At 73.7% G+C, this 20,775-nt stretch carries 19 protein-coding genes; 15 read left to right on the top strand and 4 right to left on the bottom strand.

Features of this window, described 5'->3' with window-relative positions; genetic code table 11:
- Positions 1–52: 52 nt before the first annotated feature.
- On the top strand, positions 53–1,264 hold the full coding sequence (locus tag ACH4SE_RS31260; protein WP_398546897.1) for a sensor histidine kinase: 1,212 nt from the start codon (positions 53–55) through the stop codon (positions 1,262–1,264).
- Positions 1,261–1,959, top strand: a complete 699-nt coding sequence (locus ACH4SE_RS31265; RefSeq protein ID WP_398546898.1) for a response regulator — start codon at positions 1,261–1,263, stop codon at positions 1,957–1,959. The genes ACH4SE_RS31260 and ACH4SE_RS31265 overlap by 4 nt, the downstream gene beginning before the upstream one ends.
- A gap of 26 nt (positions 1,960–1,985) precedes the next feature.
- Here the strand turns inward: ACH4SE_RS31265 and ACH4SE_RS31270 are convergent, their stop codons facing one another.
- The 3 genes from ACH4SE_RS31270 to ACH4SE_RS31280 all read right to left on the bottom strand — a co-directional run bounded on the left by ACH4SE_RS31270 (position 1,986) and on the right by ACH4SE_RS31280 (position 5,912).
- Positions 1,986–3,278, bottom strand: coding sequence for a chloride channel protein (locus tag ACH4SE_RS31270; protein WP_398546899.1), 1,293 nt, complete (start codon positions 3,276–3,278; stop codon positions 1,986–1,988).
- Positions 3,279–3,609: 331 nt separating this feature from the next.
- A complete protein-coding gene (locus tag ACH4SE_RS31275; RefSeq protein ID WP_398546900.1) occupies positions 3,610–4,797 on the bottom strand; it encodes a PP2C family protein-serine/threonine phosphatase in 1,188 nt (395 codons plus the stop codon).
- Between the two features lie 92 nt (positions 4,798–4,889).
- A complete protein-coding gene (locus ACH4SE_RS31280; protein WP_398546901.1) occupies positions 4,890–5,912 on the bottom strand; it encodes a LacI family DNA-binding transcriptional regulator in 1,023 nt (340 codons plus the stop codon).
- 142 nt (positions 5,913–6,054) lie between these two features.
- Here ACH4SE_RS31280 and ACH4SE_RS31285 point away from each other — a divergent pair, with 142 nt between their 5' ends.
- The 4 genes from ACH4SE_RS31285 to ACH4SE_RS31300 are packed head-to-tail and all read left to right on the top strand — an operon-like array spanning position 6,055 to position 11,514.
- Positions 6,055–7,353 carry an ABC transporter substrate-binding protein gene (locus ACH4SE_RS31285; RefSeq protein WP_398546902.1) on the top strand — a complete coding sequence of 433 codons (1,299 nt, stop codon included), beginning with the start codon at positions 6,055–6,057 and terminating at the stop codon, positions 7,351–7,353.
- 14 nt (positions 7,354–7,367) lie between these two features.
- A complete protein-coding gene (locus ACH4SE_RS31290) occupies positions 7,368–8,324 on the top strand; it encodes a carbohydrate ABC transporter permease (protein WP_398546903.1) in 957 nt (318 codons plus the stop codon).
- Entirely contained in the window at positions 8,324–9,142 is an 819-nt protein-coding gene (locus ACH4SE_RS31295; protein WP_398546904.1) for a carbohydrate ABC transporter permease, read from the top strand. The genes ACH4SE_RS31290 and ACH4SE_RS31295 overlap by 1 nt, the downstream gene beginning before the upstream one ends.
- On the top strand, positions 9,139–11,514 hold the full coding sequence (locus ACH4SE_RS31300; protein ID WP_398546905.1) for a glycoside hydrolase family 3 N-terminal domain-containing protein: 2,376 nt from the start codon (positions 9,139–9,141) through the stop codon (positions 11,512–11,514). Before ACH4SE_RS31295 ends, ACH4SE_RS31300 begins: the two co-directional genes overlap by 4 nt.
- Positions 11,515–11,729: 215 nt before the next feature.
- Here ACH4SE_RS31300 and ACH4SE_RS31305 read toward each other — a convergent pair whose 3' ends face one another.
- Positions 11,730–13,493, bottom strand: coding sequence for an FAD-dependent oxidoreductase (locus ACH4SE_RS31305; RefSeq protein WP_398546906.1), 1,764 nt, complete (start codon positions 13,491–13,493; stop codon positions 11,730–11,732).
- Between the two features lie 326 nt (positions 13,494–13,819).
- On the opposite strand from ACH4SE_RS31305, the gene ACH4SE_RS31310 reads away from it, so the two are divergent.
- The 9 genes from ACH4SE_RS31310 (at position 13,820) to ACH4SE_RS31350 (ending at position 20,773) form a co-directional block, all read left to right on the top strand.
- A complete protein-coding gene (locus ACH4SE_RS31310) occupies positions 13,820–14,947 on the top strand; it encodes a SchA/CurD-like domain-containing protein (RefSeq protein ID WP_398546907.1) in 1,128 nt (375 codons plus the stop codon).
- Positions 14,948–15,042: 95 nt separating this feature from the next.
- On the top strand, positions 15,043–15,504 hold the full coding sequence (locus ACH4SE_RS31315) for a cupin domain-containing protein (protein ID WP_398546908.1): 462 nt from the start codon (positions 15,043–15,045) through the stop codon (positions 15,502–15,504).
- Positions 15,501–16,766 carry a beta-ketoacyl-[acyl-carrier-protein] synthase family protein gene (locus ACH4SE_RS31320; RefSeq protein WP_398546909.1) on the top strand — a complete coding sequence of 422 codons (1,266 nt, stop codon included), beginning with the start codon at positions 15,501–15,503 and terminating at the stop codon, positions 16,764–16,766. Before ACH4SE_RS31315 ends, ACH4SE_RS31320 begins: the two co-directional genes overlap by 4 nt.
- Positions 16,763–18,025: a ketosynthase chain-length factor gene (locus tag ACH4SE_RS31325; protein ID WP_398546910.1), complete on the top strand. Its 1,263-nt coding sequence runs from the start codon at positions 16,763–16,765 to the stop codon at positions 18,023–18,025. Before ACH4SE_RS31320 ends, ACH4SE_RS31325 begins: the two co-directional genes overlap by 4 nt.
- 55 nt (positions 18,026–18,080) lie before the next feature.
- A complete protein-coding gene (locus ACH4SE_RS31330) occupies positions 18,081–18,338 on the top strand; it encodes an acyl carrier protein (protein ID WP_398546911.1) in 258 nt (85 codons plus the stop codon).
- 3 nt (positions 18,339–18,341) lie between these two features.
- Complete coding sequence (locus tag ACH4SE_RS31335) at positions 18,342–18,812, top strand: SRPBCC family protein (RefSeq protein ID WP_398546912.1); 471 nt, start codon at positions 18,342–18,344, stop codon at positions 18,810–18,812.
- A gap of 109 nt (positions 18,813–18,921) precedes the next feature.
- Positions 18,922–19,263, top strand: a complete 342-nt coding sequence (locus tag ACH4SE_RS31340; protein ID WP_398546913.1) for a TcmI family type II polyketide cyclase — start codon at positions 18,922–18,924, stop codon at positions 19,261–19,263.
- Between the two features lie 183 nt (positions 19,264–19,446).
- Entirely contained in the window at positions 19,447–19,878 is a 432-nt protein-coding gene (locus tag ACH4SE_RS31345; protein WP_398546914.1) for a hypothetical protein, read from the top strand.
- 184 nt (positions 19,879–20,062) lie between these two features.
- Positions 20,063–20,773 (top strand): class F sortase, encoded by a 711-nt coding sequence (locus ACH4SE_RS31350; RefSeq protein WP_398546915.1) that lies wholly within the window; start codon positions 20,063–20,065, stop codon positions 20,771–20,773.
- Positions 20,774–20,775: the final 2 nt, after the last annotated feature.

Here is a 20,775-nt window from a genome sequence, read left to right on the forward strand (position 1 = left end):
GTCCCTGGTCAGGAGGACGCGCGGCGGGCGGACTTGCGGGGAGAATGCCGGTGTGAGGCCGAAGGACACCACGTGGGTCGGGGAGTTCGCGGCGTCGCCACGGGCTCCGGCGGTGGTGGCGGCGCTGCTGGCCGCTGCCGCCGTGACGGAGGCCGCGGTGCGGGTCGCGGTGACGGGCGGCCACGGGCGCTCGCCGGCGTTCGCGCTGCTGGCGGTGGCGCTGCTGGCGCTCGCGACGACGGCGCCGCCCGTGCTGCTGTCCACGCAGACGGCCGCGGTCGCGGGGGCGGCGGCCGCGGTGCTGTCCCTCACCGCGTTCGGTACGTTCACGGCCGCGGGGGCGGTGGCGGTGCCGCTGGCGCTGCACCGGCTGGCGGCGGGGGCGCCGGCGGGCCGCGGTGCGCGGGTGGCGCTCGCGGTGGCGCTGGCCGCGCCCTTCCCCGTCGTCGCGCTGTGCGACCCGCGGCTCGCCGGGGAGGTGCGGGTGCTGGCGCTGCTGGCCGCCTCCGCGGCGCCGGCCGCGGCATGGGCGGGGGCCGCGCGGGCGGCGCGGGCCGAGGCGAGGGTGCACAGCACGGCCCGGCAGGTCACCGCGCGGAGCCTGCTGGAGCACACCGCACGGGGCGAACGCGCCCGCATAGCCCGGGAGTTGCACGACGTGGTGGCGCACCACATATCCATGATCGCCGTCCAGGCGGAGACGGCACGGCTCGCCACGCCCGGGATGCCCGCGGCAGGGGCGCAGCGGTTGTCGGAGATAGGCGACACCGCCCGCGCGGGTCTGACCGAGATGCGCCGGCTGCTCGGTGTGCTGCGGCAGGACGCCGAGGTGGAAACCGCCGAGCGCCGTCCGCAGCCGGGGCTCCAGCAGCTCACCGAGCTGGTCGACGAGGCGAGGAACGCCTCCGGCGCGGGCGTGCGGCTGATCGTCTCGGGCCCGGCGGCGGCACTGGACCCGGGGGTGGAGCTGGCGGCCTTCCGTATCGTCCAGGAGGCGCTGACCAACGCGCGGCGGCACGCCCGCGGCGCGGCGGTGGACGTCGAGGTGCACTACACGGCCGACGCCCTGCGGCTCCGGGTGCGCGACAACGGGCCGGGGGCCGGCGCCGTCCCGCCGCCCGCGGAGGGGGCGGGCGGGCACGGCCTGCCCGGGATGCGCGAGCGTGCCGCGGCCGCGGGCGGCACACTGCGCTGCGGTTCCGGGCCGAGCGGCGGCTTCGTGGTCGAGGCGTCGCTCCCGGTGGCGGCGGGGGTGCTGCGGTGAGCGCCGCTCCCCCGCCGCCGGTGCGGGTCCTCGTCGCGGACGACCACCAGGTGGTGCGGACGGGCTTCGCGGCGCTGCTGGACACCCAGCAGGACTTCGCCGTCGTCGGCACCGCGTGCGACGGCGCCGAGGCGGTCGCCGCGTGCGGCGAGCTGGCCCCGGACGTCGTCCTGATGGACGTCCGGATGCCGGTGATGGACGGCATCGAGGCGACCCGCCGGCTGGCGTCCGCCGGGCCCGGGGCGCCGCGGGTGCTGATCCTGACCACCTTCGACCTGGACGCGTACGTCTACGACGCGCTGTGCGCCGGAGCGAGCGGCTTCCTGCTCAAGGACGTCACGGCGGAGCGCCTCTTCGAGGCGGTGCGGGTCGTCGCGGAGGGCGAGGCGCTGCTCGCTCCGGGCGTGACGCGCCGGCTGATCGCCGAATTCGCCCGGCTCCGCCCGTCCGCCGTCCCTGGGGCGCCCGCGGGCCCGTCCGCCGAGCTGTCCGCGCTGACCCCGCGCGAGACGCAGGTGCTGCGGCTGGTCGCACAGGGCCTGTCCAACGCGGAGATCGCCGTGCAGCTGACGGTGACCGAGGAGACCGTCAAGACGCATGTGAGCCGCGTCCTGACGAAGCTGGGGCTGCGCGACCGCACCCAGGCCGTCGTCATGGCCTACGAGACGGGCCTGGTCACGCCGTCGGCCCGGTGAGGCGCGGCGGTCCGGCCGTCCCGGGCTCAGCCCTCGCCGGTGCGGGTGGAGGTGCGGGGGCGGAAGGGCGGGACGGGCGGGCCCTCGGGAAGGAGCTGAACGATCACGAAGGCGGTCACGGCCGCCAGCACGACCACCGGCAGCGAACCGGTGTGCCCGAGCAGCAGCGCCACCAGCACCACCGTGCTCACCGGCAGCCGCATCGCCGCCGCCGTCGCCGCGGCCATCCCCGCCGCGGTCGCGGGCACCACGCCGAAACCGGGCAGCGGTGCGAGCAGCACCCCGGCGGCGGCCCCGAGGAAGAGCGCGGGGAAGATCGGCCCGCCGCGCAGGCTGCCGAGGCTGATCGCGTAGCCCGCGGACTTGAAGGCCAGCACCGCGACGAGCGCGCCCACCGACCAGGCGTGCGGGTGCGCGGCCAGGTCCGGCAGCGTGGACTGCCCGGACAGCGCCACGTCGGTCGGCGGGCGGCCGGTGGCACCGGTGTAGGCCGCGGCGCAGCAGCCCATGGCGAGCGCGGCGAGGAGCGTGTTGCGCAGCGGGTGGGCCGCGACGAGGATCGCGGTGTGCCGGCCGGCCAGCATGACGTAGTGGATCACCACGGCGATGAGCGCGGCCATCAGCACCGACCACACCACGTCGCCGGCGTCCAGCAGCGGCGGCGCCGGGAGGCCGATCTCCAGGCTGCCGGTCTTCAGGCCGGTCCAGTGGCCGAAGCCGGTGAAGACGACCGCGCCGACGCCGCTGGACAGCAGTGCGGGCAGCATGACGGCGAAGAGCCGGGGCCCTCCGACCCCGGCGACCTCCATCAGCATGACGGCGGCGACCAGCGGGTTGCCGAAGATCGCGGCGATGGCCGCGGCGGCGCCCGCGGCGCCGAGGAGCGCGGTGCCCTCGTGCGTGGCCGGGGCGCGGGCGAGGTCGCGGAAGAGCAGCGCGAGGCCGCTGCCGAGTGCGATGAGCGGCGCCTCGGGCCCGAGCACGACGCCGAAGGGCAGGCAGCACAGCGCGGCGAGGACGACGCCGGGCAGCGCTGCCGTGGTGGGGGTACCGGAGTGCAGGCCGGCCACCGGGACGTGGCCGCCCCGGCCGGGAAAGCGCAGCACGACCAGCGCCGTGCCCGCGCCCGCGACGGCGGCCCCGGGCAGCGACCACCACCAGGGCGCCCGGTCGTAGCCGAGGCCGTGCGGCCAGCTGGTCCAGACGAGGTGTTCGAGCTCGTGCAGCCCGGCCAGGAACCAGAAGGCGACGAGGGACACCGGGATGCCGATCAGCCCGCTGAAGACCAGCGCCCGCCGGTACTGCGGCCGGCCCAGCATGTCCCGCAGCGCGTCGGCCTCCTGCGGCTGGCCGCCGGCCTGCCCGCCGGGCGCGGAAGCGGGCGGGGCCGGGGTCTGCTCGCTGATGGGTCGCCTCCTGGCTCGGCGCCCGCGGCGCGCGGGGACCGTATACGAACGGGACGGGCCGCGGGCGCGGTCGGGCAGGCGTACGGACGGGGCGGGCCGGGCTGCGGGCGCCCCGCTGGGCGGTCAGCGCACACTAACCGCGCGGCCCCCGCGGACCCTCCGTGGCACGCGGCAGCGCGCGGAAAACCGCCCGGTGGGCGGCGGGCACGCGGCCGCGGACCGGTACGGCGACCCGCGGCCGCGGTCATGCCACCCGTTGCAGGGCCACCACCGCGACGTCGTCACCGAGGCGGCTGCCGACGTGCCGGGCCAGGTCCGCGGTCAGGGCGGGCAGGAGGTCGGCCGGGGCGAGGTCACACCAGTCGGCGAGCCGGTCGGCCAGCGGGTAGAAGGCGCCGTCGCGGTCCCGGGCCTCGATCACGCCGTCGGTGTAGAGCAGCAAGACGTCGCCGAGCGCGAAGTCGTAGGTGTCCGGCGGCTGGGTCTCCGGCGCGAGGTCTCCGAGGCCCAGCGGCACGACGGGGTGTGCGCAGTCCAGCGGCAGGACCTCGCCGTGGTGCAGCAGGACGGGCGGCGGGTGGCCGCAGTTGGCGATGCTGATGCGCCCGCCGCCGGGGGCGACGTCGACCATCACCGCGGTCACGAAGCGCTCCGGGAAGCCGGAGGCGGCGGGAGCCCCCGCGGACTCCGGGTCGTGCGCGGACGGCGGCGGGGGCGGCGGTTCGAGCGGGAGGCCCGCGGAGGCGGTGAGGTCGGTGAGGTCGTCACGCAGGCTCTCGTCGAGGACGGCGGGCAGCGCGCGCAGCGGGGTGCGGTGGCGGGCGGCGTGGCGGAAGGCGGCCAGCAGCATGCCGGTGACCTCGACGGCGGCCATGCCCTTGCCCTGGACGTCGCCCACCATCACGCGGATGCGGCCGCCGCCGAGGTCGGCGGCCGCGTAGAGGTCGCCGCCGATGGCGGCCTCGGCGTCGGCGGCGAGGTAGGTGGAGGCGATGGCGAGCGGGCCGAGCCGGGTCGGCAGCGGGCGCAGCAGGGCCCGCTGGGTGACGGCGGCGACCCATCTCACCTGGGCCAGCTCGCGTTCACGGCGCTGCCGGACGACCGCGGCCAGCACGGACGCGCCGCCGATGAGGGTGGTGGTGGCCATGACGACGGGGAAGTTCACCGCGTCGAGCTGGCCATTGTCCCAGGCCGCGACCGCCAGGCAGGGGAAGGTGGCCGCGACCAGTGCCAGCACGGCCCACGGGCCGAGGAAGACCGCCGACAGCGCGGGCACCCCGACCATGAGCCCGCCGATCCGGATCCGCGTCCCGCCGGCGATGTCCACGGCCAGCAGCAGCGCGAGCAGCACCAGCCCGGCCGCCATCCGGGCCGTCGTCGATCGCGCGACCTTCGGCAGGTGCGGTTCGCCGGGCGCGCCGCGAACGGTCATATGCCCAAAAGTACCGCTAAAATCCGCAGGTCAGCCATCCGCCGCAGATCAGCCGGCCGCCGGAGCGGCCCGCGGAGGGCGGCCGCGGCCGGTCAGGCGGGCGGCGGGGCGGTGCTGCGGCGGATGACCAGGCTGGTGGCGAGCTCCATGCGGGTGGTGGACGCGCTGGCGGGCGCCGCCCGCAGCCGCAGCATCATCCGCGAGGCCTCCTCGGCCATCCGCCGCAGCGGCTGGCGCACGGTGGTCAGGGCCGGGCGGGACCACTGGGCGACGGCGACGTCGTCGTAGCCGACCACCGACAGGTCGGCGGGGGTGCGCAGGCCGTGCGCGCCGGCCGCCTCGAGGACGCCGATGGCCTGCAGGTCGCTGCCGGCGAAGATCGCCGTGGGCCGGTCGGAGCGGCCCAGCATCCGCATGGCCTGCTCGTAGCCGCCCTCGACGTGGAAGTCACCGAAGGCGATCAGGTCGGGGTCGATGTCGAGGCCGGCGGTCGTCATGGCGGAGCGGAAGCCGTCCAGCCGGGCGAGCGAGCACATCATGTCCTCGGGCCCTGTGATTATCCCGACACGGCGGTGTCCGAGCTCGATCAGATGCCGGGTCGCGGCGAGGCCGCCGGACCAGTTCGCCGAGCCCACCGACGGCACGTCGGGCTCCGGGTCGCCAGCCGGATCGATGATCACAAAAGGGATCGAACGGCTCCTGAGCTGCTGCTTGAACTCGTGCGGCAGCGCGGAGAAGACGAGGATGACGCCCATCGGGCGGCGCCGCAGGACCCCCTCGATCCACTCGTTGTCCGGTGAGTGGCGGGTGCCGCTCTCGGTGAGGACGACACTGCCGCCGATCTCCTTGGCGACCTTCTCGACACCCAGGATGAGCTCCATGGCCCAGATGGCGTCCAGCTCGTGGAAGACGATCTCGATCAACGGCGCCTCGGATCCGCCACGGGTCGTCCGGCGGTATCCGTGCAGCTCCAGGAGTCGTTCAACTTTCAACCTTGTAAGTGCCGAGACGTCCTGACGCCCATTCAGCACTTTCGAAACTGTCGAGACGGAGACCCCGGCAGTTTCGGCGACCTGGGCGAGCGTGACCCGACCCTCGTCCACCTCTTCATCCATAAGAGCGCAGCGTACGACACATCTGCGCGTAACGCTTTGATAACCCGCAGCCCGAGGGTTGACCGTTTCGCAGCCGCACCTTAGCGTCACATCGCGCAGCAATTTTCGGCGAGGATGCCGAAACATTTCGAAAGGCTGGACGATGAAGAAGAGATGGCTTCCCCGTGCTGTGGCCGGCAGCGTGGTACTCGCCCTCGGGCTGACGCTGGCCGCGTGCGGCGGTGGCAGCTCCAGCAGCAGCAGCTCTGGCAGCTTCACGGTGCTCGTCTACGGTGACGCGAGCAACAAGGTCGAGAAGCAGATCGTCGACACCTTCAACAAGACCTCCAAGGTCAAGGCGAAGCTGCAGACGATTCCTGGTGCGGACTACCAGACCAAGCTGCAGACGATCATCAACACCAAGCAGGCCCCGGACGTCTTCTTCAACTGGGGCGGCGGCAGCATCGCGCCCTTCGTCAAGGCCGGCCTCCTCCTCCCGCTCGACGACATGATCGCCAAGGACCCGGGCCTGAAGTCCAACTTCCTGCCCTCGGTCTTCAACGGCGCCGTGGTCGACGGCAAGTCCTACGGCGTCCCGATGCGTGGCACCCAGCCGGTCATGCTGTTCAACAACAAGAAGGTCCTGGCCGACAACGGCCTGACCGCGCCGAAGACCTGGGACGAGCTGCTCAACGCCGTCAAGGTCCTCAAGGGCAAGGGCATCACCCCCATCGCCCTCGGCGGCGGCGACCAGTGGCCGACCCTCATGTGGTACGAGTACATGTACGACCGCATGGCGGGCCCGGGCCTGTTCGACAAGGCCCTCGGCGGCGACAAGTCCGCCTGGGACACCCCCGAGAGCCGGGCCGCGCTGGCCAAGCTCAAGCAGCTGATCGACGCCGGTGCCTTCGGCACCAACTACGACTCGGTCAAGTACACCGACGGCGGCTCGGTCGCGCTGGTCGCGCAGGGCAAGGCCGGCTTCGAGCTCATGGGCTCGTGGTACTACTCGCAGCAGCAGCAGGACAACCCGGACTTCGCCAAGAGCGACCTGGGTTACGCCACCTTCCCGACCGTCGCCGACGGCAAGGGTGACCAGACCGACATCGTCGGCAACACGAACAACTACTACTCGGTGCTGAAGAAGACCAAGCACGCGGACGCCATCGCGCAGTTCCTGAAGCTGCAGTACAGCGACGAGTTCGTGAAGGCCCACGTGGCGATCGGCAACCTGCCGACCACCACCAACACCACGAACTTCCTCAGCCAGGCCGCCGACCCGGCCTACGCGAAGTTCCAGTACGACCTGGTGAAGGCCGCGCCGTCGTTCCAGCTCTCGTGGGACCAGGCCTACCCGCAGTCGGCCAGCAACGCGATGCACACCGCGGTGCAGCAGTTCTTCGACGGCAAGCTCGACGCCGACGGGTTCATCAAGGCCATGCAGGCCCTGCCCACGTCCTGAACCGGGATCCAGAAATGACCACCACTGATTCACCCAGGGTGGAGAAGCGCCGGCCCGTACTCCGGGCCGGCGCCGGCTGGCCGGGCCGCAAGTCCGGCGTCTCCGTGGCCCGCCCAGGCTTTGCCTGGGCGGCGCCCGCCACTCTGTTCTTCACCCTCTTCGCCGTCGTCCCGCTGATCATGGTCGCGGTGCTGTCCTTCGCCGAATGGGACGGCGTCGACGCGCTGTCCTTCACCGGCGTGGACAACTGGAAGACGCTGTTCCACGACCACGTCATGCTGCAGAGCATCTGGCTCACGCTGCTGACCACGGTGCTCGGCGTCGTCGTCCAGACCCCGCTGAGCATCCTGCTCGGCGTCTGGGCGGCCGGAAAGCAGCGCAACCGGGCGGTACTGTCCGCGATCTACTTCATCCCGCTGCTGCTGTCGGCGACGGCCATCTCCATCCTGTGGCGCGCCCTGCTCGACCCGAACTTCGGCATGCCCTCCCAGGCCAAGTGGCTCTTCGGTGACGGCAACCTGTTCGGCCACCAGAGCACGGCCATCGGCGTGCTGATCTTCGTCGGCGCGTGGCAGTACACGCCCTTCCACACCCTGATCTACCAGGGTGCGGCCCGGGCGATCCCGCAGGTGCTCTACCAGGCCGCGGCGATCGACGGCGCCGGGCGGTTCCGGCAGTTCTGGTCCATCACGCTGCCGCAGCTGCGCACCACCATGGTCACCTCGATGATCCTCATGGTGGTGGGCGGCATGACCGTGTTCGACACGGTGCTGATCCTGACCCAGGGTGGTCCCGGCACGGACACGACGACGACGCCGTACTACTCGTACGTCAAGGGGTTCAAGGACTTCCAGTTCGGCTACGCCTCGGCCATCGCGCTGATCCTGGTGGTCATCGCCACGATCATCTCGCTCGTCATCGTCAAGTTCTCCGGTTACGACAAGATGCGCAGCTCGACGGAGGGACTGTGATGAAGCGCCGTCCCAATTACCTCGCCGGTTTCGGCTCGCTCGTCTGGCTGGTCCTGATCGGCCTGCCGCTGTACGTGATGCTCGCGGCGACGCTGCAGAGCCGTTCGGACTACTCGTCCAACGGCCCGCTGTCGTGGCCGAAGCACTTCACGCTGGACAACTACACCCAGGACTTCTCCAACGGGTTCGGGCACTACTTCCTGAACACCGTCCTGGTCACGGCCGCCGTGGTGGCGATCGTGCTGGTGCTGATCCCGCCGCTGTCGTACGCGATCGTGCGGAGCCAGGGCAAGGCCACCACCGGTGTCTTCCGGCTGTTCCTGCTGGGCCTCGCGATCCCGTCGCAGGCGGTGATCGTGCCGATGTTCTACCTCATCACCAAGGCCGGTCTGTACGACAACCTCATCGGCGTCATCCTGCCGACCGCGGCGTTCTCCCTGCCGGTCTGCGCGCTGGTCCTCACCGGCGTGATGCGGGAGATCAACTCCGAGCTGTACGAGGCCATGGCCATGGACGGCGCCTCGCCGACCCGGACGTTCTTCCAGCTGGTGGTGCCGCTGTCCAAGAGCGGTCTGTCCACCATCGTGGTCTTCTCCGCCCTCCAGGCGTGGAACGGCTTCCTTTTCCCGCTGGTGCTCACCCAGACCGATCCGTCGAAGGTCATCACCCTGGGCCTCTTCAACTTCCAGACCGAGCACGGCATCGACGTCCCCGGCCTGCTGGCCGCGGTCGTGCTGTCGATGCTGCCCATCTTCATCGTCTACCTGTTCGCCCGCCGTGCCCTGGTCCAGGGACTCATGGGCGTCGGAGGAAAGTGACCGGCACCGTGGCCGAAGAGACTAAGTCCGCTACTCCGCCCTGGAGGAACACCTCCCTCGCCCCGGAAGCCCGGGCCGATGCGCTGATCGCGGCGATGACCCTCCAGGAGAAGGTCGCGCAGCTGTTCGGGATCTGGGTGGGTGCGTCCGACGAGGGCGGCGAGGTCGCCCCGTACCAGCACGAGATGGAGGAACCGGTCACCCTCGAGAGCCTGCTGCCGCAGGGTCTCGGCCAGCTGACCAGGTCGTACGGGACGGCGCCGGTCGACCCGGCGCTCGGCGCGCTGTCGCTGCTGCGCACGCAGCGGAGCATCGCGGCGGCGAACCGTTTCGGCATCCCGGCCGTCGCGCACGAGGAGTGCCTGGCCGGTTTCGCGACCTGGGGCGCGACCGCCTACCCCGTACCGCTGTCGTGGGGCGCCAGCTTCAACCCGGAGCTGGTCCGCTCGATGGCGGCCCGGATCGGGCAGGACATGCGCTCCGTCGGCGTGCACCAGGGCCTGGCCCCGGTGCTCGACGTGGTGCGCGACGCCCGCTGGGGCCGGGTCGAGGAGACGATCGGCGAGGACCCGTATCTCATCGGCACGGTGGCCACCGCATACGTCCAGGGCCTGGAGTCCACCGGGATCGTCGCGACGCTCAAGCACTTCGTCGGCTACTCGGCCTCGCGCGCCGGGCGCAACCTCGCGCCCGTCAGCATGGGCACCCGGGAGCGCGCCGACATCATGCTGGCGCCGTTCGAGATGGCGATCCGGGAGAGCGGCGTCCGGTCGGTCATGCACGCCTACACCGACACCGACGGTGTTCCCTCGGCCGCCGACCCGGACCTGCTGACCGGGCTGCTCCGCGACACCTGGGGCTTCACCGGCACGGTCGTGGCCGACTACTTCGGCATCGCCTTCCTCCAGATGCTGCACGGCGTGGCCGGCAGCCTGGGCGAGGCGGCCGGTGCCGCGCTCAACGCCGGCGTGGACGTCGAGCTGCCGACCGTCAAGGCGTTTGGCGAGCCGCTGCTCAAGGCGATCGCCGACGGCCAGGTGCCCGAGGCGCACATCGACCGCGCGCTGCACCGCGTGCTGGTGCAGAAGGTGCAGCTCGGCCTGCTGGACCCGGACTGGGACCCGGTGCCCGCCGTCCTGGCCGACCAGGACCTGGAGGACACCGCGGCGCTGCGCGGCACCGTGGACCTCGACTCAGCCGAGAACCGGGCGATCGCCCGCGCGATCGCCGAGCAGAGCATCGTGCTGCTGCGCAACGAGGGCGGCACGCTGCCGCTCGCGCGCCCCGCGAAGATCGCCGTCATCGGCCCCAACGCCGAGGTCCCGACCGCGGTGCTGGGCTGCTACTCCTTCCCCGTGCACGTCGGCAGCCAGCACCCCGAGGTGCCGGTCGGCATCGAGCTGCCCACCCTGCGCGACGCGCTGGCCGAGGAGTTCCCGGACAGCGAGATCGTCACGGCCCGCGGCTCGGACATCGACACCGACGACACCAGTGGCTTCGACGAGGCCGCGCGGCTGGCCGCCGAGGCGGACATCGTTGTCCTGGCGCTGGGCGACCGCGCCGGGCTCTTCGGCCGCGGCACCAGCGGCGAGGGCTGCGACGCCGAGTCGCTGACCCTGCCCGGCGTGCAGCAGCAGCTGCTCGACACGCTCCTCGACGCCGGCACCCCGGTCGTCGTCACCATGCTCGCGGGCCGGCCGTACGTGCTGGGCCGCGCGGTGGACGAGGCCGCGGCGATCGTGCAGACGTTCTTCCCCGGCGAGGAGGGCACGCGGGCGGTCGCCGGCGTGCTGTCCGGCCGCGTCGCGCCGTCCGGCAAGCTGCCGGTCAGCATCCCGCGGCAGCCGGGCACCCAGCCGTCCACGTACCTGGTGGCCAAGCTCTCGCACGCGAGCGAGACGTCCAACATCGACCCGACGCCGGCCTACGGCTTCGGTCACGGTCTGACGTACACCAGCTTCCAGTGGGGCGACCTGGAGGTGCCGGAGCTGGAGACCGGCACGGACGGCGAGCTCGGCCTGTCGTTCACGGTTCGCAACACCGGCGAGCGGGCGGGCACCGAGATCGTGCAGCTCTACCTGCACGACCCGGTCGCCTCCGTGGTGCAGCCCGTGCAGCGGCTGATCGGCTACCGCCGGGTGGACCTGGAGCCGGGGCAGTCCGCCCGGGTCGAGGTCACCGTGCCCGCCGACCTCGCGTCCTTCACCGGGCGCGACGGCCGCCGCATCGTGGAGCCGGGCGAGCTGGAGCTGCGGCTCGGCGCGTCCTCAACGGACCAGCGGCTGACCGTGGTCGCGACCCTCACCGGCCAGGTGCGGGAAGTGGACCACACGCGCAGGCTGCACGCCGCGTTCAGCACCACCGTGGCCTGACGGCCCGGACCCCGCGCACGACGCGCGAAAGCGGCGGCGGCCGCCGGCTCCCACCGGCGGCCGCCGCCGCTTTCGCATGCCCTGGGGCTGCCGAGGCTCCGCGGGCTGCCCCGTGAGGCGCCGTGCGCGGTCCTCCCGCGTGCCGTGGCCTGCCGCGCGGCTCCCCGCGCCGCCGGGTGGCCGCCCCGCCGGCCGGTGGGAGGCGCCCCGGACGCTCAGGCCAGCCTGAGCACTTCGCGCAGGACCGCGGTCAGTTCGGCCTCGGGGTCGGGGGAGGCGCCGTCGGCGCGCCAGGCCACGAAGCCGTCGGGGCGGACCAGTACGGCACCGTCCTCGGAGGTGGTGTGCGCGGCGGCCCAGTCGGTTCCCGGAGCGGTGACCAGGTCGGCGGCGGGGACGGAGCCGAGGCGGTAGCGGTGCAGGGGGACGCCGAGGCGGCCGGCGGCACGTTCGGCGGCGGCGTGCCAGCCGGCGTCCGAGGCGGCGCCGCTGAGGAGGACCGGCGCCCGCTCGTAGAGGTCGAGCGTGGACAGCCGCTCGCCGCAGCGGGTGACCCACAGGTGCGGGGCACGGGTACCCGGGTCGCCGGTCCACAGCCGCGGGCCGGCCCCGCCCCGCGGGAGTGCGGGGCCGCCGGGGACCGGCTGCTCGCCGGGGCGGGCGGGGGCGTGCGGTACGACGGGACCGCCGGTGCCGCCGGGGCCCGCGGGCGGGGCGGGCGGCTGCGGCACCACCGGGCGGTCGGGGTCGACGCCGACGACCGCGCCGGCGGGGTAGCGGTAGCCGAGCGCCACGGTCAGCACCCCGCTCTGCCGGCCGCCGCCCGCGGGGAGGGCGTCGTAGCCGGGGTGGCTGTGCTCGGCGGAGCGCTCGGAGGCACGGGCGCTGGTGGCGACGGCGACCGGCCGCCGCTCCTGCCCGTAGGTCTCCAGCAGGCCCGGGCCGGCCCAGCCGCCGAGCACCGCGGCGAGCTTCCAGGCCAGGTTGTGGGCGTCCTGGATCCCGGTGTTGGAGCCGAAGGCGCCGGTCGGCGACATCTCGTGGGCCGCGTCGCCGGCCAGCAGCACCCTGCCCTGCCCGTAGCTCTCGGCGACGCGCTCGGCGGCGTGCCAGGGGGCTTTGCCGGTGATCTCGATCTCCAGCCCCGGCACCCCGACGGCGGTGCGGATGTGGGCGGCGCACCGCTCGTCGGTGAAGGCGTCCAGCGGCTCGCCGTCCTCGGGGTGCCAGGGCAGGTGGAAGACCCACTCGTCCTGGTTGTCGACGGGCAGCAGCGCGCCGTCCGCATCGGGGTTGGTGAGGTAGCAGGCGATGAAGTGCCGGTCGCCGACGACCTCGGCGAGGCGCTTGGCGGTGAAGGTGACGCTCACGTTGTGGAACAGCTCGCCGGCGCCGGTCTGGCCGATGCCCAGCGCGCGCCGCACGGGGCTGCGCGGCCCGTCCGCGGCGACGAGGTAGCCTGCGCGCACCGTCCGGGTGGTGCCGCTCTCGCGGTCCAGGATCTCCGCCGTCACCCCGTCCGCGTCCTGGGTGAAGGACGTCAGCTCGGTGCCGAAGCGGATGTCGCCGCCGAGGGCGCGGGCGTGCTGGAGCAGCACCGGCTCCAGGTCGTTCTGGCTGCACAGGCACCAGCTCGACGGGCTGAGCGCGGCCAGGCCGCCGCCGGGGTCGATCTCCCGGAACAGCCAGCGCTGGCTGTCGCCGGTAAGCGACTCGGCCTGCAGGATGCCGTGGTTGCGGGCGAGTACGCAGGCCGCCTCGCGGATCGCCGGCTCGATGCCCGCGGTCCGGTAGAGCTCCATGGTGCGCACGTTGTTGCCGCGGCCGCGCGGGTGGTGCGAGGTCGCCGTGTGCTTCTCGACGAGCAGGTGGCGCACGCCGAGCCGGCCGAGGAAGAGGGAGGCGGACAGCCCCACCAGGGATCCGCCGATGACGAGGACCGGTACGTGCTCGGTGCGGTCGGTGGACGTCGGTTGCATGTGTTGCTCCTGCCTGTACGGGCGCGGGGCGCGGCGGCGGTGGGGCCGCCGGTGCTGCGCGCCGGGGGGCGCGGCCCAGGGCCCGGCACGCCGTCGTCCGGTCCCGCCTCTCTCCTTGCCCGGTCAGCGGCCCGCGCGGTTGCGGCGGCGGCGCATTCGCCCGCATGGACCGCAGATCTCGCGGCGTTGGCGGCACCGGCGCACGATCGGAAAACCAGGGGACGGCAGATCGGCAGTCGGACACGGCCGCGCGGCAGCCCACCCGCGACAAGCCCAAACGCCCAACCCGCCGCCAGGACCGGCGGCACCGTGAGGAGAAGTGGAAGATGACGACCCTGTCCGGAGAGCCGGGAACGGCGGGCGCCGCCGTCAAGGCCGGTGGCACCGAGTCCGCGACACTGCGCGTGGTGCTGATGCTGGACGTCAGGAAGGGCGCGCAGCAGGCCTTCCTGGACGCGTACCAGCTGCTGCGCGACCAGGTCGCGTCGGTACCCGGCCACGTCCGTGACCAGCTGTGCCAGTCCATCGAGGACCCGTCGCAGTGGCTCATCACCAGCGAGTGGGAGAGCGCCGCCCCCTTCCTGTCCTGGGTGGAGAGCCCGGAGCACCGGGAGATGGTCAAGCCCATGCACGAGTGCGTCAACGACACCCGGTCGCTGCGCTACGAGGTGCTGCGCGAGACGTCGGCGGACGGCCACACCGGCAGCCGCGCCCCGCGCCCGGAGCGGGCGGGCGACGGCCGGGTCCGGCACGCGATCACCTTCACCGTCCGGCCGGGAAGCGAGGAGGTCGTCGCGAAGCTGCTGAGCGAGTACGCCTCGCCGTCGGCGCGCGTGGACTCGGCCACCCGGCTGTGCCGGACGTCGCTGTTCATGCAGGGCAACCGGGTGGTGCGGGCGGTCGAGGTGCGCGGCAGCCTGTCCGCGGCGCTGCGGCACGTCGCGCAGCAGCCCGAGGTGCGGGCGGTCGAGGAGGCCATCAACCCCTACCTGGAGGAGGAGCGCGACCTGACCTCCCCCGAGTCGGCGCGCGCGTTCTTCGGCCGGGCGGCGCTGCCGGCGGTGCACGAGGCGGTGGCCGAGGCCGAGCGCACCGGCAAGGTGCGGCGGTACGCGCTGCAGTACCCGGTGCGCGGCGGCAGCGGCGCCGCGGTGGCGCGGGTGCTGGCGCGGTCCGACGAGCTGGCCGCGGCGGACCCGACCGGCCCGCTGGTGCGCAGCACGGTCTTCCAGCGCGACGACGTCGTCGTGCGGGTCGTCGACCTGGCGGCGCCGGCGGACGCGGACCTGGCGCTGACCACCGGCACCGCGGACCGCGACCTGGCCGCGGAGCTGGCCCGGCAGCTCGAACTGCCCGGAGCCGTCCGCGACCTCGGTACGGACCAGGGGCGCGCGGGCCTGCTGGCGCACTGCCAGATGACCCTGCTCACCGACCGCCACTCGCAGGACGTGTGACGGCCCGGCAGTCCCGCTCCACCGCCCCACCGCAGGCGGCACGGCCGCGGATCCCCCCGCGGCCGGCCGCCGTGACACCACTGGAGGCACCCCTCATGACCGCTCAGCCACACCGGATCGTGCACGTCGACGACGTCGAGCCCAACCGGCGCCGTGGCGGTGATCTGCGCGCCATGCTCACCCCCACCGTCTGCGGAGCGACCAGCGGCTTCATGGGCCTCGCGATCATCCGGCCCGGTGAGCGCGTCGCCGAGCACTACCACCCCTACTCCGAGGAGTTCGTCCTCGTCGTCGAGGGAGAGCTCGAGGTCGACCTGGACGGTACGGCGTACGCGCTCTCCCCCGACCACGGGCTGCTGATCCCCAAGGACGTGCGGCACCGCTTCCGCAACGTCGGTACCGGCACGGCCCGCATGGTCTTCCACCTCGGCCCGCTGGCGCCGCGCCCGGAGCTCGGCCACGTCGACACCGAGGACGCCGCGGGCAACCCGCTGCCCGTCGACGGCCCCATGGCCGGCGCCGGACGCCCGCCGGAGGCGGCGGGAGCGGTCAAGTGACCAGGCGGGTCGCGGTCACCGGTATCGGGGTGGTCGCCCCGGGCGGGGTGGGAGTCCCCGCCTTCTGGGACCTGCTCTCGTCGGGGCGTACGGCGACCCGGCGCATCTCACGCTTCGACGCCACCGGCTTCCGCTCCCGAATAGCCGCCGAGTGCGACTTCGACCCGGCCGGCGTCGGTCTCGACCCCGTACGCCTGGCACGTGCCGACCGCTACGTGCAGTTCGCGATGGCCGCGGCGGACGAGGCGCTGCACGACGCGGGACTGGACCCGGAGGCCGGGGACCCCTGGCGGACCGCCGTGTCGCTGGGCACCGCGGTGGGCGGCACGACCCGCCTGGAGCACGACTACGCCCTGGTGAGCGCCGGCGGCGACCGCTGGGACGTGGACCCGGCGAAGGCCGAGGCGCATCTGCACCGGGCGTTCACCCCGAGCGCGCTGGGCGCCGAGGTCGCCGAGCAGATCGGCGCGCGCGGCCCGGTCCAGACGGTCTCCACCGGCTGCACCTCGGGCCTGGACGCGGTCGGCTACGCCTTCCGGACCATCGAGGAGGGGCGCGCCGACATCTGCATAGCCGGCGCGTCGGACTCGCCGATCTCCCCGATCACCGTGGCGTGCTTCGACGCCATCAAGGCGACCTCGCCGAACAACGACGACCCGGCGCACGCCTCGCGCCCCTTCGACGCCGACCGGGACGGCTTCGTCCTCGGTGAGGGCGGGGCGGTGCTCGTCCTGGAGGAGCTGGAGCACGCGCGGGCCCGCGGCGCCCACGTCTACTGCGAGGTCACGGGCTACGCCACCTTCGGCAACGCCCACCACATGACCGGCCTCACCCGCGAGGGCCTGGAGATGTCGCGGGCCATCGACCACGCGCTCGCGCACGGCAGGACCGAGCGCACCGCCGTCGACTACGTCAACGCGCACGGTTCGGGCACCAAGCAGAACGACCGGCACGAGACGGCCGCGGTCAAGCGCTCGCTGGGCGAGCACGCCCGCAGGACGCCGATGAGCTCCATCAAGTCGATGGTCGGGCACTCCCTCGGTGCGATCGGCGCGATCGAACTGGCCGCCTGCGCGCTGGCGATGGAGCACGGTGTGGTGCCGCCCACGGCCAACTACGAGACCCCGGACCCCGAGTGCGACCTCGACTACGTGCCGAAGGTCGCGCGCGAGCGCCGGCTGCGGACGGTGCTGTCCGTCGGCAGCGGCTTCGGCGGCTTCCAGTCCGCCGTGGTCCTCAACCGGGAGGAGGCGAGCCGATGACCGGCACGACCGCGGGAAGGACCGGCCGCCGGCGCCGTACGGTGATCACCGGGCTGGGCGTCGTCGCCCCCACCGGCGTGGGCGCCGACGCGTACTGGAAGGCGGCCAAGGAGGGCGTGAGCGCGCTCGGCCCGGTCACCCGGGAGGGCTGCGAGGCGCTGCCGCTGGCCGTCGCGGGCGAGGTGCCGGGGTTCGACCCGTCCTCGCTCGTCGAGGAGCGCTTCCTGGTGCAGACCGACCGCTTCAGCCACTTCGCGATGGCCGCCGCCGACATGGCCCTGCGCGACGCGGGCCTGGACGCGGCGGGCGCCACGGAGTACGGCATCGGCGTGGTGACCGCGGCCGGTTCCGGCGGCGGCGAGTTCGGCCAGCGCGAACTGCAGCAGCTGTGGGGCCGCGGACCGCGCTACGTCGGCCCCTACCAGTCGATCGCCTGGTTCTACGCGGCCAGCACCGGCCAGATATCCATCCGCGGCGGCTTCAAGGGCCCCTGCGGGGTCGTCGCGAGCGACGAGGCGGGCGGGCTCGACGCCTTCGCGCACGCCGCCCGCGCGATCCGCGGCGGCACCGACGCCATGGTGGTCGGCGCGACCGAGGCACCGCTCGCGCCGTACTCGGTGGTGTGCCAGCTGGGCTACCCGGAGCTGAGTCTGGCGGTCGACCCGCAGCAGGCGTACCTGCCCTTCACCGACCGGGCGTGCGGCTTCGTCCCCGCCGAGGGCGGTGCCATGTTCGTCGCCGAGGAGGAGGACACGGCCCGCGAACGCGGCGTCACCGCACGGGCGGTGATCGCCGGGCACGCCGCGACCTTCACCGGCTCCGCGGACTGGGCCGCCTCCCGCGAGGGCCTGGCACGCGCGATCCGCGGCGCGCTCGCCGAGGCGGACGCGGCGCCCGAGGAAATCGACGTGGTCTTCGCGGACGCGCTCGGCGTGCCCGCCGCCGACCACGCCGAGGCCCTCGCGCTGGCCGACGTGCTGGGCCCGCACGCGGCCCGCGTCCCGGTCACCGCCCCCAAGACCGGTACCGGGCGCGCCTACTGCGGCGCCGCGGCACTGGACGTGGCCTGCGCGGTGCTGGCCATGGAGCACGCGGTCGTGCCGCCCACCCCGAACGTCACGGACGTCACGGGCGGCCTCGACCTGGTCACCGGCCACGCCCGGCCGGCCGACCTGCGCACCGCGCTGGTGCTCAGCCGCGGCCTGCTCGGCTCCAACTCGGCGCTCGTGCTGCGGCACGGCGCGGACGCCCGGCTGTGACCACCGCCCCCACTCCCCCGATCCCGACCCGACACCCTCACGCAAGGAGCCGCTCATGAACACCGAGATCACGTACGCGGAACTGGCCGCGCTGATGGAGCGCCGCGCCGGCGTCGTCGTCGACCCCGCCGACCTGGAACTCCAGTCCGACACCCCGTTCGCCGACTTCGGCCTGGACTCGCTGGGCCTGCTCGGCATCGTGGGCGCGCTGGAGAACGAGCACGGCGCCACCATCCCGGCCGACGCCGACGCCTGCCGCACGCCGCGCGAGCTGGTGGACGTCGTCAACGACGTGCTGAAGGCGAGGGCCTGAGCCATGGCCGCACACACCGAGAACGAGATCGTCATCGGCGCCCCGCTGGACCTCGTCTGGGACATGACGAACGACCTGGAGCGCTGGCCGCAGCTCTTCAGCGAGTACGCGTCGGTGGAGATCCTCGAGCGCCAGGGCCGCAGGACCACCTTCCGGCTCACGATGCACCCGGACGAGAACGGCACGGTGTGGAGCTGGGTGTCCGAGCGCGAGCCGGTGCCCGAGACCCGCACCGTGACCGCCCGCCGGGTGGAGACGGGGCCGTTCGACTTCATGGAGATCTTCTGGAGCTACCACGAGGTCCCCGGCGGCACCCGGATGCGCTGGGTCCAGGACTTCGCGATGAAGCCGGACGCCCCGGTGGACGACGCGGGGATGACCGCCCGGATCAACGCCAACTCGGTGGTCCAGCTCGAACTCATCAGGGACACCATCGAGAAGCGCGCCCGCGAAGAGGTCCCGGTCGCCAACTGACGCCGCGTCCGGGCGGGTCCGCCCGCCCGGGCCCCGCGGTGCCCCCCCGCACCGCGGGGCGGCACACCGGCAGCACACCCAGCAGCCCGCCAGGAAAGGACGTACCGCCGTGCACCGCGCCCTGATCGTCGCCCGGATGGCCCCCGGCTCCGCGGACGACATCGCCGAGGTCTTCCGCACCTCCGACCGCGGCGACCTGCCGCGGCTCATCGGGGTGAGCAGCCGCAGCCTGTTCCAGTTCGGCGACCTCTACTTCCACCTGATCGAGGCGGACGGCCCGCCCGGGCCGAAGGTGGCCGAGCACGCCTCGCACCCCGAGTTCCAGGACATCAGCCGCCGGCTGTCCCCCCACGTCAGCGCGTACGACCCGGAGACCTGGCGGTCCCCGAAGGACGCGATGGCGCGGGAGTTCTACCGCTGGGACCGCGCCGCGGTCGGCCAGGGCGTCTGAGCCGCCGGATCCGTCGTCCGGACGGCCGAATCCGCCACCCGGAGGGCGCAAGGACCACCCCCTTGCGGCCCTCTCCGGTGGCGCGCGGGGTGCGTGGGGCTGACGGTGAACACGTCGCACCTGCGATTCGCTTCGGCCGACCGCCTGTCGGCCGGCGCAGGCGTGACGGAAGGAAAACCTCACATGCGCACTGCCCGCACCCTCTTCGCCGGAGCTGCACTTTCCGCAGTCCTCGCCATCGCCGCCCCGGCCGCCCACGCGACGGGTGCCCTCAACGCGTACGACCCGAGCAGCCACGGTTCGTCGCACTCCACCACCCACGACAACTCCCAGTCGGCGACGGAGAACAGCAGCGACTCCGCCATGACCGGCTCGGACAGCACCTCTTCGGACAGCACCGCCTCCGACAGCACCGCCTCGGACGACGCCGCCCAGCAGGGCGACGCCGGCTCGTGGCACGGCAAGCACCCGCACGGCGGCGTGCACACCGGTGGCGGCGGCATGGCGCTGTCCGGCGGCGGCATGGCGGCCGGCTCGGTGCTGCTGCTCGGCGGCCTCGGTGCCGGCGCGGTCGCGCTGCGCCGTCGCCGCCCCACCGTCGGCGGCCTGGTCTGAACCGCCCACCGGTGAACGGCTGATCACCGGCTGAACGCTCCTCAGCCGTCTCCTGCCGTGGCCACCGTCGCTCCCCCGCGGCGGTGGCCACGGCATATCCGGCCCTGCGCCGGCTTCCGCTCGCGAGCCGCGGCAGGGCCGCACGGAAGGCCCCCGAGGAAGGCCCGAGGAAAGGCACCGCCCCATGTCCCAGCAGTACCCGCCGCCGCCCGCGGGCGCGGCGGACGCCCCGCCGCTCCGCGCGCGCCCCCGCATGCTGCGGTGGGCGCTCGCCTCGGCGGCGATCGGCGCCCTGATGATCTACAACTCGGTCGACTCCGCGGGCCGCGGCCTGCCCGCCCCGCCCGCGTCGGCCGCGGCGCCGCCCAGCGCCGGCACGAACGGCCAGAGCGCCATCGCGCCGGTGCCGACGGTCGCCGTGCCGCCGCTGCCGGCCTCCGCACCGACCCGGCTGGTCGTCAAGGGCATCGGTGTGAACGCGCCCTTCACCGCCCTGCACCTGGACCCGTCGGGCAACCTCGGCGCGCCCCCGGCCGGCGAGAAGAACCTCGTCGGGTGGTATGCCGACGGCCCCAGCCCGGGCGAGCGCGGCCCGGCGATCGTGGCGGGGCACGTCGACACCAAGACGGGTCCCGCGGTCTTCCTGATGCTGCGCCTGGTCAGGCCGGGCGACCCGGTGGAGATCACCCGGGCGGACGGGACGGTGGCGGTCTTCACCGTCGACTCCGTCGAGCAGTTCTCGAAGGGCGACTTCCCCGACCGGCGGGTCTACGGCGACACCCCGGACCCGCAGCTGCGGCTGATCACCTGCGGCGGCAGCTACGACCGCAGCAAGCGCGACTACACCGACAACGTGGTGGTCTTCGCCCACCTGACGTCCTCGCGCCGGGCCTGACC

Source organism: Streptomyces sp. NPDC020983 (assembly GCF_044333485.1).
In the GTDB taxonomy this organism is placed as follows: domain Bacteria; phylum Actinomycetota; class Actinomycetes; order Streptomycetales; family Streptomycetaceae; genus Actinacidiphila.

Excerpts from the sequence above, each read along its gene's own strand:
- ACH4SE_RS31305 (WP_398546906.1), bottom strand. The coding sequence starts at position 13,493 with ATGCAACCGACGTCCACCGACCGCACCGAGCACGTACCGGTCCTCGTC.
- ACH4SE_RS31295 (WP_398546904.1), top strand. The coding sequence starts at position 8,324 with ATGAAGCGCCGTCCCAATTACCTCGCCGGTTTCGGCTCGCTCGTCTGG.
- ACH4SE_RS31270 (WP_398546899.1), bottom strand. The coding sequence starts at position 3,278 with ATGCTGGGCCGGCCGCAGTACCGGCGGGCGCTGGTCTTCAGCGGGCTG.
- ACH4SE_RS31350 (WP_398546915.1), top strand. The coding sequence starts at position 20,063 with ATGTCCCAGCAGTACCCGCCGCCGCCCGCGGGCGCGGCGGACGCCCCG.
- ACH4SE_RS31335 (WP_398546912.1), top strand. The coding sequence starts at position 18,342 with ATGGCCGCACACACCGAGAACGAGATCGTCATCGGCGCCCCGCTGGAC.
- ACH4SE_RS31275 (WP_398546900.1), bottom strand. The coding sequence starts at position 4,797 with ATGACCGTTCGCGGCGCGCCCGGCGAACCGCACCTGCCGAAGGTCGCG.
- ACH4SE_RS31345 (WP_398546914.1), top strand. The coding sequence starts at position 19,447 with ATGCGCACTGCCCGCACCCTCTTCGCCGGAGCTGCACTTTCCGCAGTC.
- ACH4SE_RS31290 (WP_398546903.1), top strand. The coding sequence starts at position 7,368 with ATGACCACCACTGATTCACCCAGGGTGGAGAAGCGCCGGCCCGTACTC.
- ACH4SE_RS31310 (WP_398546907.1), top strand. The coding sequence starts at position 13,820 with ATGACGACCCTGTCCGGAGAGCCGGGAACGGCGGGCGCCGCCGTCAAG.
- ACH4SE_RS31280 (WP_398546901.1), bottom strand. The coding sequence starts at position 5,912 with ATGGATGAAGAGGTGGACGAGGGTCGGGTCACGCTCGCCCAGGTCGCC.
- ACH4SE_RS31325 (WP_398546910.1), top strand. The coding sequence starts at position 16,763 with ATGACCGGCACGACCGCGGGAAGGACCGGCCGCCGGCGCCGTACGGTG.
- ACH4SE_RS31330 (WP_398546911.1), top strand. The coding sequence starts at position 18,081 with ATGAACACCGAGATCACGTACGCGGAACTGGCCGCGCTGATGGAGCGC.
- ACH4SE_RS31285 (WP_398546902.1), top strand. The coding sequence starts at position 6,055 with ATGAAGAAGAGATGGCTTCCCCGTGCTGTGGCCGGCAGCGTGGTACTC.
- ACH4SE_RS31315 (WP_398546908.1), top strand. The coding sequence starts at position 15,043 with ATGACCGCTCAGCCACACCGGATCGTGCACGTCGACGACGTCGAGCCC.